This window comes from Paenisporosarcina sp. P5_A11, assembly GCF_056400705.1.
In genome coordinates, this window is record NZ_JBFUKT010000011.1 from 20,738 (window position 1) to 38,131 (window position 17,394).

The window sequence follows — 17,394 nt, forward strand, 5'->3', positions numbered from 1 at the left end:
ATGAACGGAATCATGATACAAGGGACAGCATCCAACGTTGGCAAGAGCATGATTTGTACAGCACTTTGTCGGTTATTTGCAAATGATGGTTTCCATGTAGCACCATTTAAATCTCAAAATATGTCGACCTTTTCTACAAAAATAGGTAATGGATTAGAAATCAGTACCGCTCAATTTGCACAGGCAGAAGCGGCAAAAGTTCTACCTCTTCCACAAATGAACCCTATTTTATTAAAGCCCTCTGGACATATGTCTTCTGAAGTATGGATGTTGGGTGAAAAAGTGGAGGAAATGTCCGGGACAGCTTATCGTGAATCTTTTTATGATCAGGGTTTGACAGTCATTAAACAATCGCTTGCGTTTGTGAGTGAGCACTATGATGTAGTTGTGTTAGAAGGAGCAGGAAGTCCGGTCGAAGTAAACTTAACTGACCGAGAACTTGTCAATATGAGAATTGCTGATTTAGCGGATGTGCCAGTATTGCTTGTTGCTGATATTGAACGTGGTGGAGTTTTTGCAACAATCGTTGGGACTCTGGAATTATTGGCTCCAAATCATCGGAATCGTGTAAAGGGCCTCATTATTAATAAGTTTCGTGGAGATAAGGAATTGTTTCAGGAGGGCGTATCATTTATTGAGTCCTACACAGGAATTCCAGTTCTCGGCGTTATTCCATTTATGGATAACCACGAAATTGAAGAGGAAGATTCTTTAATTACGCAACACGATTCAATTGCAAATAAGTCTGGTGAAGATAAATATGATGAATGGGCACTTCACGTTGCATCCCATCTCGATTGGGCAAAAATAAAGAATATGGTGAAGGGACCATGATGCGCGGAGTTTTACTTGCGCTGCAATTTTTCACCATTTTCCCAATTAATAAAGAACTGAATATGAATCGGAAGTCAGTAACGATGATGTTTGCCACTCTCCCCTGGATTGGGGGAGCATTCGGACTGATCACTTCAATTGTTTGGTTATCTCTTGATGCAAGTCCTCTTTTTTTAGCATTTACCATCGTGTTAATCGGTATTGTGCTGTCAGGTGGACTACATCTAGATGGATTTGCTGATACGAGTGATGCCTTTTTTTCTTATCGTAATCAAGATAAACGTCATGAGATTTTAGCTGACCCACGGATAGGTGCTTTTGGAACCATGGCTTTACTATTTCTTATTGTGGGGAAAATAATTTTGCTCGCTGAAATAATTACACAGGACGGCATGAGCTGGCAATGGTTAGTGGTCATCCCATTTTTAGCGAGAGTAGGAATGGTTTACTTCTTTATCATTACACCTGAAGCAAGAGATAAGGGGCTAGCTGCTTTCTTTAAAAAACGTTTTCACAGTCAAGCGTTACTAATAGCCATCTGGATCTCGATTGCTATAGCTGTTGGATTTATCGTTATTGTTGGAGGAGCTGTGTTAGTTGCCATCACCACTTTAGTTGCACTATTCATTTGTGCACATGTATATAAACTTTGGACGAAAAAACATTTCGGAGGAGTCACGGGAGATGTCTCGGGTGCTTTCGTCGAAGGGATGGAAGTTGTATTATGGCTATTGATTTTCATCTTACTTTAATACGGCATCTACCGACCTTAGCAAATGTTGAACGTCGCTACATTGGATGGAGTGATGAATCAATTAACCAGTCGTCCTATGTAGATAATCAAGCGATTTTGTCCCCAAAGATTATTTACGGAAGTGACCTAAAACGATGCCAACAAACGGCTGCCCTTTTTTATCCGAGATCATCCTACCAAGGTTCATTAGCTTTTCGTGAGATGTCATTTGGTGACTGGGAGCTAAAGACTTATGAGGACTTAAAGGAAGACTTCATCTATCAAAAGTGGCTGTCTAATCCAGATCTAGTATCTCCGCCGAACGGTGAGTTTTTACACCAAATGGCTACACGCGTGCTCACTGGTCTGAAAAGTATTCCTTGCAATCAACCAATTGTAGTAACACATGGTGGACCTATTCGTTTTATGCTCTATAAGTTTGCGCCTGATGAGCGGAATTTTTGGTTATGGAATGTCAAACATGGGGACAAATGGACATTACGCTGGGATAGTCGTAAATGCTTTGAGGAGGAAAAAAGATGCAAGTCTATATCGGTGGAGCGAATAACGGAAAGCGAGCGTATGTCAGACAACTCGTAGTTGAACGAGATGTGCAATGGATTGAATGTGCAGATTATCAGGATTTGCCAAAAGCGAGTGCGCAGACAATAGTTCTTGCTGGAGTAGAAGCTTTTGTTGAGCATCATTTAAACAGTCCGGAAGAACTGGTCATTGAAGATTTCATGGAAACATTAAGTACATATCGCTCACAAAGTGATGTCATAGTGATTGTGACAGAAAATGGACGTGGAATAGTACCGATAGTTGCAGAAACGCGTGAGCTTAGAGATCGGTGTGGCAGGTTATTCCAACAGATTTTTAAGGAAGCAACAAACGTTACGCGTATTTGGTACGGCTTAACAGAATCATTAAAATAGCTTTTCAAACAATCTCTTAAAGGGGGACATTGAAGTTGAGAATTTATACACGAACTGGAGACAAAGGACAAACAAGTTTAATTGGGGCACGCACAGATAAAGATGATCCGCGAGTTGAAACCTATGGAACTATTGACGAGGTGAATTCGTTTATTGGCAAAGCAATGACAGAGCTAGACCCAACCATTTTTACAGACTTACTTACAGACTTAGAAGCAATTCAAAATGAATTATTCGATTGTGGTGGAGATTTAGCAAACGTCAAGCCAAACCGTACATATAAAATGTCACAAGAGCCAGTAGAAGTATTAGAGAAACGTATTGATGAACTAATGGAAGAACCACCAATGCTCGAACGTTTTATTTTACCAGGAGGATCACCAGCTGCAGCAACTCTTCATATCGCGAGAACAGTAACACGGCGTGCTGAAAGACAAATGGTGACCTTGATGAAAGTAGAAGAAGACATACCTACTGTAGTCCAACGTTATTTGAATCGCTTGTCCGACTATTTATTTGCCGCTTCACGAGTAGCCAACTCAAGGGTCAACGTGCCTGACAACGAATACGTGCGTTCTGCAAAAGTTTTTAGAAATGGTGGACGAGCTAAAAAAGTGGAGGAATAATCAATGAATGTTCGTTTAATAACATTAACCGCAATGATTGCAACTTTATGTGCAATTGGTGCACTTGTCAAATTACCTGTGGGAATAGGTTCAGCCGCTTTAGATGCAGTACCTGCTTTAGTTTCCATTGCCATTTTACCACCTGTATTTTCAGGGATTGCAGCAGCGGTCGGTCATTTGGTATCTGCTTTATCAATAGGAATGCCATTCGGACCATTTCATGCATTAATTGCGGTGGAAATGTTTGGAATACTGTGGATTTTTGCAGTACTCCATCAAAAAGGATGGGTTAAAGGGAAATGGCTATTTTTCGTCCTAGCTAATGGTGTTATTGCGCCGCTACCATTTTACTTTTTGATTAGTCCTGCGTTCTTTTATGGAGCTGTGCCTTCGTTACTATTAGCTTCCTGTTTAAATGCTGGCATTGCTTTTTTATTAGCACCAGTGGTAGAGCGACTTTACAAGAAAGTAATTGTTAAATGAGACACGCGCTGAAATTGGCTAATGGCTTTGTCGTTACAACTGATAACTCTGGAGGTATAGGTGAAAAACAAGCTGATCTTGTATTTGCACAAAATGAAGTCGTAAGTTATTTTGCAGCTCGTGTAGCATTACTCGAACAGTGGGCTGCAAGTGCCCAAGTGGAATCTGTAATTATCCATAACTTTTCAGGTGATGCTGCATGGCAAGGTTATGTTCAAGGTGTTGATCGTTTATTGAAAGACGTAGATTTAGAGCATATTTTAGTAACAGGCAGTAGTGAAACAAATATGAACCTTTTACAATCCGCTATGTCAGTTACAATGATTGGTCGTAGCAGAGAAGTTGTGAATTGTGATGTTACGTGGTTCGTTTATGGTCAACCTTTTGTTGGTAGTGAAGTGCTAGAAAATCTGGAAGTGATAGCAGACTTGAAAAAAGTGAAGATAGCAATAGAAAATGGTTACGTGACGAACATTTGGCCAGTCGGATCAAAAGGAATTCAGGCAGAGTTCAGAATCCTGTTAGCCAAAGATAAACTTCATGTTCATTCAGATGTTGATGTTGAAAAGTCAGCAGGACCTTGTACGGTAGTTTTAGTTGGTGTCCCAAATGAATCAATCGAGCAAGCAACACTTCATTTTGGTAACGGATTAAGAAAAATAATAATACAGTAATAATCCTTCTGTTAGTAGCAGAGGGATTTTTTTCTTGCAGTTTTTCGCGAGAGTAGGCTCATTTAGAGAGTTTTCTTGGTTTATTCCCATTCAAGAGGTGTTTATTCCTGTTCGCAATCGCTTTATTCCCGTTAACTTAACGTTCATTCCTAGGAAACCAGTTACCTATAGTGTTTTGGGTGTTATAGTGTGCCGCTAATGAATGGTGGACCTCATTATTCGGTTTGCGGAATAGTCACTTTACTGAAAACTTCTAATATTTTCTATTGACTGAATGCTCATTCAGTTTTAAACTATAACTTAGCATCGACAACAAACCATCTATCTACTAAACTGATGTTATTAGAATGATAACAAATTATGTTTTTAACAAAGGAAAGGGGAGAGAGCGATGAGCCCGCTTTTAATAGCAAACTGGGTTTTATTTTTAGTTGTAACCGCTTACGCGATTGGTCTTTTTACTTATTTGTTGAAGACACGCTACGAATTTATCAAACTCGGAAAGAAAGTAGAGTTTGAAGATAACTTCAAAGCGCGCATGCGTAAAATAATGGTGAATGTATTTGGACAAAAGAAATTATTGAAGGATAAGAAAAGTGGAATCATTCATGTGATGTTCTTCTACGGATTCCTTCTTGTACAATTTGGGGCAATCGATTTTATTTGGAAAGGGTTAAAACCAGGATCACATTTACCTTTAGGTCCATTATATCCTGCGTTCACATTTTTCCAAGAAATCGTTACATTAACTATTCTTGTTGCAGTCGTGTGGGCATTCTACCGTCGTTACATTGAAAAGTTAGTACGTTTAAAACGTGGATGGAAATCAGGACTTGTCTTAGTATTCATCGGTGGTTTAATGGTTTCCGTGTTAGTTGGAAACGGGATGGGTATGATTTGGCATGATCACGCAGCAACTTGGGCAGAACCAGTCGCATCTAGTGTGGCAGCAATTTTTGGATTCTTACCAGAAGCAGCCGCTATTACGATTTTCTACATCATGTGGTGGGTTCACTTACTATTCCTGCTTACATTCTTGGTGTACGTACCACAATCAAAGCATTTCCACTTAATTACTGGACCAGCGAACACTTATTTCAACCGTACTGATATCGTTGGAAAGCTTCGCCCGATTAATTTCGAAGAAGCTGAAGATGAAGAATCGGAAGAAGAGGCGTCATTCGGTGTTGGTAAAATTCAAGACTTTACACAAAAACAAATGATCGACTTATACGCTTGCGTAGAATGTGGACGTTGTACAAATATGTGTCCAGCAACGGGAACAGGCAAAATGCTGTCACCGATGGACTTAATTACAAAACTACGTAATCATTTAACAAATACCGGTGCTGTGCTAACACAACAAAAACCATGGGTTCCTGCAATGGCCTTTGCGAATACGCAAGGAAATCAATTAGCAGTGGCAGCTCGTGTAGATGGTGCAGTTATCGAAGACATTTATAACCCAGCATTAATTGGTGAAGTTATTACGGAAGATGAGCTTTGGGCATGTACGACTTGTCGTAACTGTGAAGATCAATGTCCAGTTATGATTGAACATGTATCCCACATTATTGACCTTCGTCGTTACTTAGTTATGACGGAAGGACGCATGAATCCGGATGCACAGCGCGCGATGACAAACATCGAACGTCAAGGAAATCCATGGGGTCTGAACCGTAAAGAAAAAGAAAACTGGCGTGACGAACGTCCAGACGTGAACATTCCTACCGTAAAAGAAGTATCAAAAGCGGGAGAAGAATTCGAATTCTTATTCTGGGTTGGTTCAATGGGTGCTTTCGACAGCCGTTCTCAAAAAATCGCACTTGCTTTTGCACGATTGATGAATGAAGCAGGAGTGAAATTCGCTATTCTTGGGAATAAAGAAAAGAACTCTGGCGATACACCACGTCGTTTAGGAAATGAATTCTTATTCCAAGAACTAGCAGCATCAAATATTGCTGAGTTTGAAAAAGCCGGCGTTACGAAAATTGTTACGATTGACCCGCACGCTTATAACATTTTTAAAAATGAATACTCAGACTTTGGCTGGAGTGGAGAAGTTCTTCACCATACTGAAATGTTGTTTGATTTAGTACAACAAGGACGCTTGAAACCTCAACATGCTATCAATGAAACGATCACGTTCCACGATTCATGTTACTTAGGCCGCTACAATGATGTCTACGATCCACCACGTGAAATCTTGCGTGCAATCCCAGGCGTGAAGCTTGTGGAAATGGAACGTAATCGCGAAACAGGTATGTGCTGTGGAGCAGGAGGCGGAATGATGTGGATGGAAGAACATGTTGGTAATCGTGTAAACGTTGCGCGAACAGAGCAAGCAATTGCAGTGAATCCAACCATGATTTCATCAGGTTGTCCGTACTGCTTAACAATGCTATCAGATGGTACCAAAGCAAAAGAAGTAGAAGAAACAATTGGCACATACGATATTGCTGAACTACTAGAACGCTCAGTACTAGGAGATTACTTACCTCCAGTTGAAGAGACAGAAGAAGAACCGGTATTACAGTAGTATTCAGAATTAACACAAAACAGTTGTTTGATAAAAACCCGTTATGACGATATAATAGATTCAGATAAGAAAGGGAGTCGTTGTACTCCCTTTTTGTTTGATGTTTTGTCGAGCGAGCGTTCAGTCAATAAAAAAACTCTGAGAGTTTTTTTATTTGCGACGAGTAACCGCAGGAGCAAAAATTTTCTGCAACGAAGCAGCAGAGTGACGCAGGGGCAATGTGTATGAGACGAGTAACCGTTGAACCAAATGGTGGCAGTGTGGAATTGTCAAATTTACAACGTCAATTTCATTTTTTCCTACGTCAACGTCAATTTTTACAACCAAGCACTCAATTTTCCCTACGTGCCTCACAAATTTCGAAAACACGACTACACATACAATGAATTGTCGCAATTCTTAAAAAAGATAAAACTGTAAGCGTATACAAAAATTGAGGAGGAAATCATCATGGCAAAAACAGTTATTTTAGATGGAGCACGAACAGCATTCGGGAAAATGGGAGGCTCATTAGCTTCACTTACTGCGAGTGATTTAGGTGGCGTTGCCATTAAAGAAGCGTTAAACAGAGCGGGTGTTGCGCCTGAATCAGTTGACGAAGTTATTATGGGAACTGTACTTCAAGCTGGTCAAGGGCAAATTCCTTCTCGTCAAGCTGCTACAAAAGCAGGCATTCCATGGGGTGTTAAAACAGAAACGATTAACAAAGTGTGTGCATCCGGTATGCGCGCAGTCACTTTGGCTGATCAATTGATTCGTTTAGGAGAAGAGGAAACGATTGTTGCGGGCGGTATGGAGTCTATGTCAAATGCACCATATTATTTGCCTAAAGGTCGATTCGGCCTACGCATGGGTGATGCTCAAATGATAGATGGCATGATTTATGATGGTCTTTCTTGTTCGTTCGATCCAAAGCGTGTGCATATGGGTACATACGGTAATGCAACTGCGGAGAAATTTGACTTATCTCGTGAGAAACAAGATGAATGGTCATTCCGTAGCCATGACTTAGCATTAAAAGCAATCGACAATGGAACATTCGCTGAAGAGATTATTGCGGTAGAAGTTCCTCAACGTAAAGGTGATGCATTAAAAATTAATCAAGATGAATCACCACGTAGAAATACATCTACTGAATCACTGTCAAAATTAAGACCAGCATTCGGCAAAGATGGCACGATTACAGCTGGAAACGCTCCAGGTGTAAATGATGGCGCTGCTGCGCTTGTGTTAATGAGTGAAGACAAAGCAAAAGCGGAAGGCAAAACGCCTCTAGCTTATGTCATTGGACACGCGGAAGTAGCAATTGAGCCAGAACACTTCCCACAAACACCTGGTCTTGTTATTAAAGCAATTTTAGAGAAAACAGGTAAAAAACTTGAAGAAATCGACTTGTTTGAAATCAATGAAGCATTCGCTGCAGTGGCTTTAGCATCTGCTCAAATCGCTAACTTAGATGAATCAAAAGTTAACGTGAACGGTGGAGCCGTTGCACTTGGACATCCAATTGGGGCAAGTGGTGCACGCATTATCTTAACTTTAGCTTATGAATTAAAACGCCGTGGTGGCGGTATTGGAATCGCAGCTATTTGTTCTGGCGGCGGCCAAGGTGATGCCATTATGATCGAAGTACCAAAAGCTTAATATACCTATAGAGGAGGATAATATAGATGACGATTCAAAAAGTACTCGTAATCGGAGCAGGACAAATGGGTTCAGGTATTGCACAAGTATGTGCACAAGCCGGATTCGATGTGAAATTAAATGACATGAAGGAAGAATACCTCCAACGTGGACTTGCAAACATCACGAAAAATCTATCACGCAATGTTGAAAAAGGACGCATGACTGAAGAAGAAAAATCTCAAGTCTTGTCACGCATTACAAAATCCTTGGATCTTAACGATGCATCTGACGTGGATTTAGTAATAGAAGCTGCAGTTGAAAATATGGAAATTAAACAAAAAATATTTAAACAACTAGATGAAATTACACCAAAACATACGATTTTAGCATCTAATACATCTTCACTGCCGATTACAGAAATTGCAGCAGCAACGAACCGTCCAGCACAAGTTATTGGCATGCACTTTATGAACCCAGTGCCAGTAATGAAACTGGTTGAAATCATTCGTGGTCTTGCAACGACTGACGATGTTTACACAAGCATCGAAGAAATGACGAAAAAACTAGGGAAAGTCCCTGTAGAAGTAAACGACTTTCCAGGATTCGTTTCAAATCGTATTTTAATGCCAATGATCAACGAAGCGATATATACACTGTACGAAGGTGTAGCGACGAAAGAAGCGATCGACGACGTGATGAAGCTTGGCATGAATCATCCAATGGGACCTCTACAATTAGCTGATTTTATCGGCCTTGATACATGTTTATATATAATGGAAATCTTGCATGAGGGCTTCGGCGATAGTAAATATCGACCGTGTCCACTACTTCGCAAATACGTAAAAGCTGGCTGGTTAGGTAAGAAAACAGGTCGCGGTTTTTACGAGTACGTATAGGGGGCTTCACCAATGGAACTGAAATTCACAGAAGAACAAATCATGATGCGCAATATGGTGCGCGACTTTGCAAAAACGGAAATTGAGCCGAACATTGAAAAAATGGAAAAGGGCGAATTCCCACGTGAGATATTGAAAAAAATGGCTGCACTTGGCTTAATGGGTATCACGATTCCAGAAAAATACGGCGGATCTGAAATGGACTTCACAAGCTACGTTATCGCCATTCATGAGTTATCAAAAGTGAGTGCAGTAGTAGGAGTTATCTTATCTGTTCATACTTCGGTTGGAACGAACCCGATTTTATATTTCGGTAATGAAGAACAAAAACAAAAATTTATCCCGAAATTAGCTGCAGGAGAATATTTAGGAGCATTTTGCTTAACTGAACCATCAGCTGGCTCAGATGTTGGCTCTATGAAATCAAAAGCAGTTAAAGACGGCGATCATTATAAAATTAACGGCTCAAAAGTATTCATCACAAACGGTGGGGAAGCAGATGTATATATCGTTTTCGCTTCAACTGATGCAACACAAGGATCACGAGGCGTGTCAGCTTTCATCGTAGAAAAAGATACACCAGGCCTTATTATTGGGAAAGACGAGCACAAAATGGGCTTGCACGGTTCTCGAACAGTTCAATTAACATTTGAAGATATGAAGGTTCCAGTTGAAAACCTTTTAGGTCAAGAAGGCGAAGGGTTTAAAATTGCACTGGCAAACCTAGATGTAGGTCGAATCGGGATTGCAGCGCAAGCTTTAGGAATTGCAGAAGCAGCCTTTGAAGCAGCAGTCGGCTATGCAAAAGAACGAGTACAATTTGGGAAACCAATCGCTGCACAACAAGGAGTTGGTTTTAAATTAGCGGATATGGCAACAGCTGTTGAAGCTTCAAAATTACTTGTGTACCGTGCTGCAGATTTACGTACTCGAGGTTTAGCTTCTGGAAAAGAAGCATCCATGGCAAAACTTTTCGCTTCGAAAACCGCAGTAGAGACGTCAATTGAAGCTGTTCAAGTATTTGGTGGTTACGGCTACACAGAAGATTATCCAGTAGAACGCTATTTCCGAGATGCAAAAGTAACGGAAATATATGAAGGCACATCTGAAATTCAACGAGTAGTTATCGGCAAACACTTACTTAAATAATAGCTCTGTTAAACTAAACTGCATTTGCGCTAGCTGCATGTTCCGTATGAGTCTACAAGCATGAAAACATACTTGTTGGTCTCTCGCTTCACACTTTTGCGGCATGCAAGGCGCAAATATACTAACTCGGTTATTATTCAAAATCAACTACATTCTTTAATATAGCCTAAATAATAAAACTAAAAAGGGTGGAATAACAATGAACTTTAAACTTTCAGAAGAACATGAAATGATTCGCAAAATGGTACGCGACTTCGCAACAAAAGAAGTAGCACCCTCAGCTGCAGAGCGTGACGAAGAAGAGCGTTTTGATCGTGAAATTTTCGACAAAATGGCGGAGCTTGGTTTAACAGGTATTCCTTGGCCTGAAGAGTACGGTGGAATTGGTTCGGATTACTTGGCTTACTGTATCGCTGTAGAAGAGTTATCACGCGTATGTGCCTCGACTGGTGTAACACTTTCAGCTCATACTTCTTTAGCGGGATGGCCGATTTTCAAATACGGCAACGAAGAACAAAAGCAAAAATACCTACGCCCAATGGCAGAAGGCACAAAAATTGGTGGCTATGGTTTAACTGAAGCAGGTTCTGGGTCTGACGCAGGCGGCATGAAAACAACAGCTAAATTAGATGGCGATCATTATGTACTAAATGGCGCGAAAATTTTCATTACAAACGGTGGTATTGCTGATATTTATGTAGTATTTGCGGTAACTGATCCAAGTTCAAAACATAAAGGGACTAGCGCATTTATCGTTGAAGCTGATTTTGAAGGTTTCTCAGTTGGGAAGAAAGAAAAGAAACTCGGAATCCGTTCATCTCCAACAACTGAAATCATTTTCGATAACTGCCGCATTCCAAAAGAAAACTTACTTGGTGCAGAAGGCGAAGGATTCCTTATCGCAATGAAAACACTGGATGGCGGTCGTAACGGAATTGCAGCACAAGCTGTCGGAATTGCACAAGGGGCACTTGACGCATCAGTTGATTATGCGAAAGAACGCGTTCAATTTGGTAAACCAATCGCAGCGAACCAAGGGGTTTCTTTCAAACTAGCAGATATGGCGACTTCAATTGAAGCATCACGTTTACTTACATATCAAGCTGCTTGGTTGGAATCAAATGGTCATTCTTATGGTAAAGAATCTGCGATGGCAAAATTAATGGCTGGTGATACAGCGATGAAAGTAACAGTGGAAGCTGTTCAAGTATTCGGTGGTTATGGTTATACAAAAGATTACCCAGTAGAACGTTATATGCGCGACGCAAAAATTACTCAAATTTACGAGGGAACACAAGAGATTCAACGTCTTGTCATTTCTCGTATGTTGACGAAGTAAGTCTTGACAGAAATGAAGTCCAAGCGCGAAGTTCAGTCGTCCGTGAAAGATGAAAGCCTAATTTCAAAACGCCGGAATCAAATGATTCGGGGGGCTGTCGCGCTCTTCAAACAGAAGGGCTTTCATCGCACAACGACTCGTGAAATCGCTAAAGAAGCAGGATTTAGTATTGGCACATTGTACGAATACATTCGTACGAAAGAAGACGTTCTGTATTTAGTGTGTGACAGTATTTACGAAGAAGTGCAAGAGCGTTTATCGGCACTTCCGACACAAGCAGGCACTCTTGATGGCTTGAAGATAGCCATTCGTCACTACTATTTATTGATTGATGAAATGCAAGACGAGTTCATCGTCATGTACCAAGAGTCAAAATCGTTACCGAAAGACGCTCTGCAATATGTTTTAAATAAAGAACTTGAAATGGTAGCGATCTTTGAAGACATTCTTCATGCGTGCCGTAAATCAGGAGAATGTCAGTTGTCTGAAGAAGCCGTAAAATTGGCAGCGCACCATGTTGTCGTTCAAGGGCAAATGTGGTCATTTAGACGCTGGGGACTTCGTCGTGATATGACGATTGAGGACTTTATTGAACAGCAAACAACATTTTTCTTACAAGGAATACAAGGGAATGGGGGAACAGTATGACAGCAACAGTAGAAATTTACCGTCCAACTAATCATGTGCGTTTTGTAACAGCTTCAAGTCTTTTTGATGGCCATGATGCGTCCATTAATATTATGCGTCGTATTTTACAATCAACGGGTTCAGAAGTTATTCATTTAGGACATAACCGCTCTGTAGAAGAAGTCGTAAACGCGGCAATTCAAGAGGATGCTCACGGGATTGCGATTTCTTCTTATCAAGGTGGTCACACAGAATACTTTAAATACATGTACGATTTATTAGCAGAACGTGGGGCTCCACACATTCGCATTTACGGTGGTGGTGGGGGCGTAATCATTCCAAAGGAAATTAAAGATTTACATGATTACGGGATTGCTTGGATTTTTTCACCAGAAGACGGTCGTACATTAGGACTTCAAGGCATGATTAATCGTATGGTTGAAGATTGTGATAAAGCAATAGCCACGAAAAATGCTGTGGATCAATTGGCTCAAGTGGACACGGATCATCCTCAAATTTTAGCTCACTTAATTAGTGTGGCTGAAGACGGGGTGAACAATGAAAACGCAGAAGCAAAAGCATTAGTTGAAAAAGCTCGTGAAATGTCAAAAGGAACACCCGTACTTGGAATCACCGGTACTGGTGGTGCAGGGAAATCTTCGTTAACAGACGAATTGATTCGTCGCTTCTTATCAGAATTACCGGACAAAAAAATAGCCGTAATATCTATTGACCCAACGAAACAAAAAACGGGTGGGGCTTTACTTGGTGACCGTATACGTATGAACGCGATATTCAATAAACGCGTCTTTATGCGCAGTCTAGCTACACGTGGTTCACGGACTGAATTGTCAGGCGCGATTGGCGATGTACTAGATGTAGTGAGAGTAGCTGGTTACGACTTGATCATTGTAGAAACAAGCGGGATTGGTCAAGGGGATGCAGAAATCACCAACGTTGCAGACGTTTCTATGTATGTAATGACGAGTGAATTCGGAGCACCTTCACAATTAGAAAAAATCGATATGATCGACTACGCTGACTTAATTGTTATTAACAAATATGWGCGTAAAGGTTCTGAAGATGCACTTCGTCAAGTGCAAAAACAATACCAACGTAGCCGCGGTTTATGGAATGAAAGCCTTGATACAATGCCAGTTCACGGTACAATTGCTAGTCAGTTTAACGACAAAGGTACCAACTCATTGTTCGCAGCTTTAGTATCACGTGTCAACGAAGTGTGTGGAACGAACTGGGAAACTAACTATGAGCAATTTGTGAAAACGCAAAAACAAAATGTCATCATTCCTAATGATCGTCGTTACTACTTACGTGAAATCACGGATGCAGTTCGTGGCTATCATAAAAAGTCTGACCAACAAGTGGACTTCGCTCGTCGTTTGTTCCAACTTGAAGGCGCTATTCAAACAGTCAATGAAAAAGCTCCAAATGATGCATTAGTTGAATCGTTAACTTCACTAGCTGAAGGTATGCGTGACGAATTAACGGCAGAATCAAAACGTATCCTAGACAACTGGAAAACGTTAAAAGAAGCGTATTCTGGTGACGAATTCGTTACCAAAGTTCGTGATAAAGAAATCCGTACGATGTTAGTTACAGAAAGCTTAAGTGGCTTGAAAGTTCCAAAAGTGGTATTGCCGAAATTTGTAGACTACGGTGAAATTTTACGCTGGGTATATAAAGAAAACGTACCAGGTTCATTCCCATATACTGCAGGAGTATTTCCGTTCAAACGTGAAGGGGAAGATCCAAAACGTCAATTCGCAGGGGAAGGTACACCTGAGCGCACAAACCGCCGCTTCCATTACTTATCGAAAGATGATGATGCGAAACGTTTATCAACAGCATTCGACTCCGTTACTCTATACGGAGAAGATCCAGACTTACGACCAGATATTTACGGTAAAGTAGGGGAATCAGGTGTCAGCATTTGTACACTTGATGATATGAAGAAACTATATGACGGCTTTAATTTGTGCGCACCATCAACATCAGTTTCCATGACAATCAATGGACCTGCACCAATTATTTTAGCTATGTTTATGAATACAGCGATTGACCAACAAGTTAAATTAAACGAAGAAAAACTAGGTCGCACATTAACAGTTGAAGAATTTACTGAAGTACGCACTACTACACTTCAAGTGGTTCGTGGAACTGTTCAAGCGGATATTTTAAAAGAAGACCAAGGGCAAAATACATGTATTTTCTCTACGGAATTCGCACTTCGCATGATGGGTGACATTCAACAGTACTTTATTGATTCTAAAGTACGAAACTACTATTCTGTATCAATTTCTGGCTATCATATTGCTGAAGCGGGAGCAAACCCAATCTCTCAATTAGCCTTTACGTTATCAAATGGTTTCACTTATGTTGAGTACTATTTGAGCCGTGGAATGAACATTGATGACTTTGCGCCAAACTTATCATTCTTCTTCTCAAATGGTTTAGATCCAGAGTATACGGTAATTGGACGTGTAGCTCGTCGTATTTGGGCTATCGTTATGCGTGATAAATACGGTGCTAATGATCGCAGCCAAAAGCTTAAGTATCATGTACAAACATCTGGTCGAAGCTTACATGCACAAGAAATCGACTTCAACGATATTCGTACAACACTACAAGCATTGATGGCGCTTCAAGATAACTGTAACTCTCTTCATACTAATGCGTATGACGAAGCGATCACTACGCCAACAGAAGAATCTGTTCGTCGCGCGATGGCTATCCAAATGATAATTACGAAAGAACTTGGACTTGCGAAAAACGAAAACCCTCTTCAAGGAGCATTCATTATTGAAGAAATGACGGACTTAGTTGAAGAAGCAGTACTTTCAGAATTTGATCGTATTGATGATCGTGGTGGCGTACTTGGTGCGATGGAAACGCAGTACCAACGTGGGAAAATTCAAGAAGAATCAATGCATTATGAAATGTTGAAACATACGGGTGAATTGCCGATTATCGGAGTGAACACGTATTTGAATCCAAATCCACCATCTTCAGAAGACATTGATAACATGGAAATTGCTCGTGCAACAAGCGACGAAAAAGAATCACAAATTCAAAGCTTACGTGCCTTCCAAGAACTTCATGCAGACGAATCAGTTGCAGCATTAGCACGTTTGAAAGAAGTAGCCATTTCTGGCGGTAACATCTTCGAACAATTGATGGACACTGTAAAAGTAGCTTCTCTTGGTCAAATTACTAACGCACTTTATGAAGTTGGCGGACAATATCGCCGTAATATGTAAAAAGGAACGAAGACTAGCATCGCGACATCATGGTGCTCCTGCGGTTACTCGTCGCAAAATACAGTGCTAAGAAATTTCGCAATTCCTTCATGACCCACATCCTGTGGGCCCAAGCGACCCGCTTATGTGGGTCGTTTTTCTTTTTGAATAGTCTGAGCGGGTGCTCAGTCTGACTTTTTGGGGGGAACGTCTGAAAAATGGAGCTCGACGTCTGAATATATGGCTTTTACGTCTGAAAAAGCTTGTTCCACGTCTGAAAAAATGAAAAACCTGACACTTAATTAAAAGTGTCAGGTAGAAAATCGCTTCAGAAATCATATCTAGCTAATTGTTCTCTCCCATGCGCTACTTCAGGTTTTTCAATACAGCCTTTTATAGGTGTATCTAGCTCCATCATTGTTGGTCATAAATGAAGTTATATGAAATAAGGACCTAATAATAACAATAAAATGAATAAATTCAGTCCGGTTGTGTACAAGATAAGTATATTACAATTTTCGTCGGTCACTTTGGTCCGGGACAAGAGAACTGGCAAGATAGAGCCAATACCTGCGAGCACGACAACAAGGAACACATGCCAATCTTCTGTTAAATAAGGTGCTTTTAATACGATTTTTTCAGGATGAAGAACGGTTGCAAATAAAACAAGTTGAGTGATTACGAGACCAATTGTAGTCGCGTAAAGGGAGACCGGAAAAGCATAAGGTTTACGGGATTTTTGAAGTAATGCCAATGTCCCAAAACCTATACCGAGCCCTGGAACTAACCACGTAAATGACAGTAACAGCAGTACTAGTCCAACAAACAACAAACTTATTAATGAGTAAAATGCTTCTTTATAGTCACCTTTTAAAACGGTATTACTTTCTGCGATTTTCTCATCGGTTGATGAGGAATACATTAGCTCTTTTTCACTACCGTTTAATCTAAAGTAAGCGATTGTTTGATCGTTTATCATCGTTGGATTTATGAATAAATCACCTTGCTTCGTAACAGCAGAGACGTTCATCGGTGATTTCGTGTAATTTCCTACAAAAATTTTATTAACTTTTTGGCCGAACTTATTATACATGTATGCCGAAAACGTAATGGTTTGACCAGTTTGTCCTTTATACAAAAAAGGAGAACGTATGTTGAATAATTCAGCTCCGGATTCTTTGTCGAAAAAGGCAAGTTCAGTTAATGGAGGAGTTTGATTTTCGGTTAAATCAAAAGATGCGCTACGTAGAAGTTTTTGCATTTCTCCTCCTGAGTTGATTCCGGTCTCTAACAACAAATTAAACTGTGTATTACTGGCACTGGTTAATATCATGGATGTCAGGTTTTCCCTTGAATTTAAGTGGAACTTGAACAATTCCTTAAATTCATTCTTACCTTCAAGTACCATAAACTCATTATCACTAGTATTTTGCGTGACAATAAAAAGATGTTCATCCACAATCATACCTGAATAAATTGGGTACTCTGACGAATACGTAATGGGTTCATTAGAGCCTTGTTGAATGACGACTTGTTGATCTTTAAGCCAGTACATGAGTGTTTCCTTATTTATCGCAAAGTTTTCCACATTTTCAGAGATTGTAATTTCACCGCTAGAAGTAGAGTGGATTAAGGAATCATCTTTAATAAAATATGTATTTTCACCTTCACTC

General features: G+C 40.3%; 16 protein-coding genes. 15 read left to right on the forward strand and 1 reads right to left on the reverse strand.

Going from position 1 to position 17,394, the window contains the following annotated elements; translation table 11 throughout:
- The 15 genes from AC1DOS_RS04125 to icmF all read left to right on the forward strand — a co-directional run bounded on the left by AC1DOS_RS04125 (position 1) and on the right by icmF (position 15,742).
- Positions 1–834, forward strand: a complete 834-nt coding sequence (locus AC1DOS_RS04125) for a cobyric acid synthase (protein ID WP_108586134.1) — start codon at positions 1–3, stop codon at positions 832–834.
- A complete protein-coding gene (gene cobS, locus AC1DOS_RS04130) occupies positions 831–1,586 on the forward strand; it encodes an adenosylcobinamide-GDP ribazoletransferase (protein WP_477536491.1) in 756 nt (251 codons plus the stop codon). Before AC1DOS_RS04125 ends, cobS begins: the two co-directional genes overlap by 4 nt.
- Positions 1,559–2,167 carry a histidine phosphatase family protein gene (locus tag AC1DOS_RS04135; protein ID WP_477536492.1) on the forward strand — a complete coding sequence of 203 codons (609 nt, stop codon included), beginning with the start codon at positions 1,559–1,561 and terminating at the stop codon, positions 2,165–2,167. The genes cobS and AC1DOS_RS04135 overlap by 28 nt, the downstream gene beginning before the upstream one ends.
- Complete coding sequence (locus tag AC1DOS_RS04140) at positions 2,107–2,505, forward strand: bifunctional adenosylcobinamide kinase/adenosylcobinamide-phosphate guanylyltransferase (protein ID WP_477536493.1); 399 nt, start codon at positions 2,107–2,109, stop codon at positions 2,503–2,505. The genes AC1DOS_RS04135 and AC1DOS_RS04140 overlap by 61 nt, the downstream gene beginning before the upstream one ends.
- A gap of 35 nt (positions 2,506–2,540) precedes the next feature.
- On the forward strand, positions 2,541–3,131 hold the full coding sequence (locus AC1DOS_RS04145) for a cob(I)yrinic acid a,c-diamide adenosyltransferase (protein ID WP_108586130.1): 591 nt from the start codon (positions 2,541–2,543) through the stop codon (positions 3,129–3,131).
- 3 nt (positions 3,132–3,134) lie between these two features.
- Positions 3,135–3,614, forward strand: a complete 480-nt coding sequence (locus AC1DOS_RS04150; protein ID WP_477536494.1) for an ECF transporter S component — start codon at positions 3,135–3,137, stop codon at positions 3,612–3,614.
- Positions 3,611–4,288: a hypothetical protein gene (locus AC1DOS_RS04155; protein ID WP_477536495.1), complete on the forward strand. Its 678-nt coding sequence runs from the start codon at positions 3,611–3,613 to the stop codon at positions 4,286–4,288. The genes AC1DOS_RS04150 and AC1DOS_RS04155 overlap by 4 nt, the downstream gene beginning before the upstream one ends.
- Positions 4,289–4,679: 391 nt before the next feature.
- The gene (locus AC1DOS_RS04160; RefSeq protein ID WP_477536496.1) at positions 4,680–6,827 is read left to right on the forward strand and encodes a (Fe-S)-binding protein; all 2,148 of its coding nucleotides are present in this window, start codon (positions 4,680–4,682) and stop codon (positions 6,825–6,827) included.
- A gap of 224 nt (positions 6,828–7,051) precedes the next feature.
- Entirely contained in the window at positions 7,052–7,213 is a 162-nt protein-coding gene (locus tag AC1DOS_RS04165) for a hypothetical protein (protein WP_477536497.1), read from the forward strand.
- Positions 7,214–7,277: 64 nt separating this feature from the next.
- Positions 7,278–8,471: an acetyl-CoA C-acetyltransferase gene (locus tag AC1DOS_RS04170; protein ID WP_477536498.1), complete on the forward strand. Its 1,194-nt coding sequence runs from the start codon at positions 7,278–7,280 to the stop codon at positions 8,469–8,471.
- A 26-nt stretch (positions 8,472–8,497) separates the two neighbouring features.
- Positions 8,498–9,349: a 3-hydroxybutyryl-CoA dehydrogenase gene (locus AC1DOS_RS04175; RefSeq protein WP_477536499.1), complete on the forward strand. Its 852-nt coding sequence runs from the start codon at positions 8,498–8,500 to the stop codon at positions 9,347–9,349.
- A gap of 12 nt (positions 9,350–9,361) precedes the next feature.
- Positions 9,362–10,498, forward strand: a complete 1,137-nt coding sequence (locus tag AC1DOS_RS04180; RefSeq protein WP_477536500.1) for an acyl-CoA dehydrogenase — start codon at positions 9,362–9,364, stop codon at positions 10,496–10,498.
- A 199-nt stretch (positions 10,499–10,697) separates the two neighbouring features.
- Positions 10,698–11,837: an acyl-CoA dehydrogenase gene (locus tag AC1DOS_RS04185; protein ID WP_108586123.1), complete on the forward strand. Its 1,140-nt coding sequence runs from the start codon at positions 10,698–10,700 to the stop codon at positions 11,835–11,837.
- 12 nt (positions 11,838–11,849) lie between these two features.
- Complete coding sequence (locus AC1DOS_RS04190; protein WP_108586180.1) at positions 11,850–12,485, forward strand: TetR/AcrR family transcriptional regulator; 636 nt, start codon at positions 11,850–11,852, stop codon at positions 12,483–12,485.
- The gene (gene icmF, locus AC1DOS_RS04195) at positions 12,482–15,742 is read left to right on the forward strand and encodes a fused isobutyryl-CoA mutase/GTPase IcmF (protein ID WP_477536501.1); all 3,261 of its coding nucleotides are present in this window, start codon (positions 12,482–12,484) and stop codon (positions 15,740–15,742) included. Before AC1DOS_RS04190 ends, icmF begins: the two co-directional genes overlap by 4 nt.
- A gap of 415 nt (positions 15,743–16,157) precedes the next feature.
- Here icmF and AC1DOS_RS04200 read toward each other — a convergent pair.
- Positions 16,158–17,394: hypothetical protein (locus AC1DOS_RS04200; RefSeq protein ID WP_477536502.1), on the reverse strand; the 1,237-nt coding region annotated here is incomplete at its 5' end.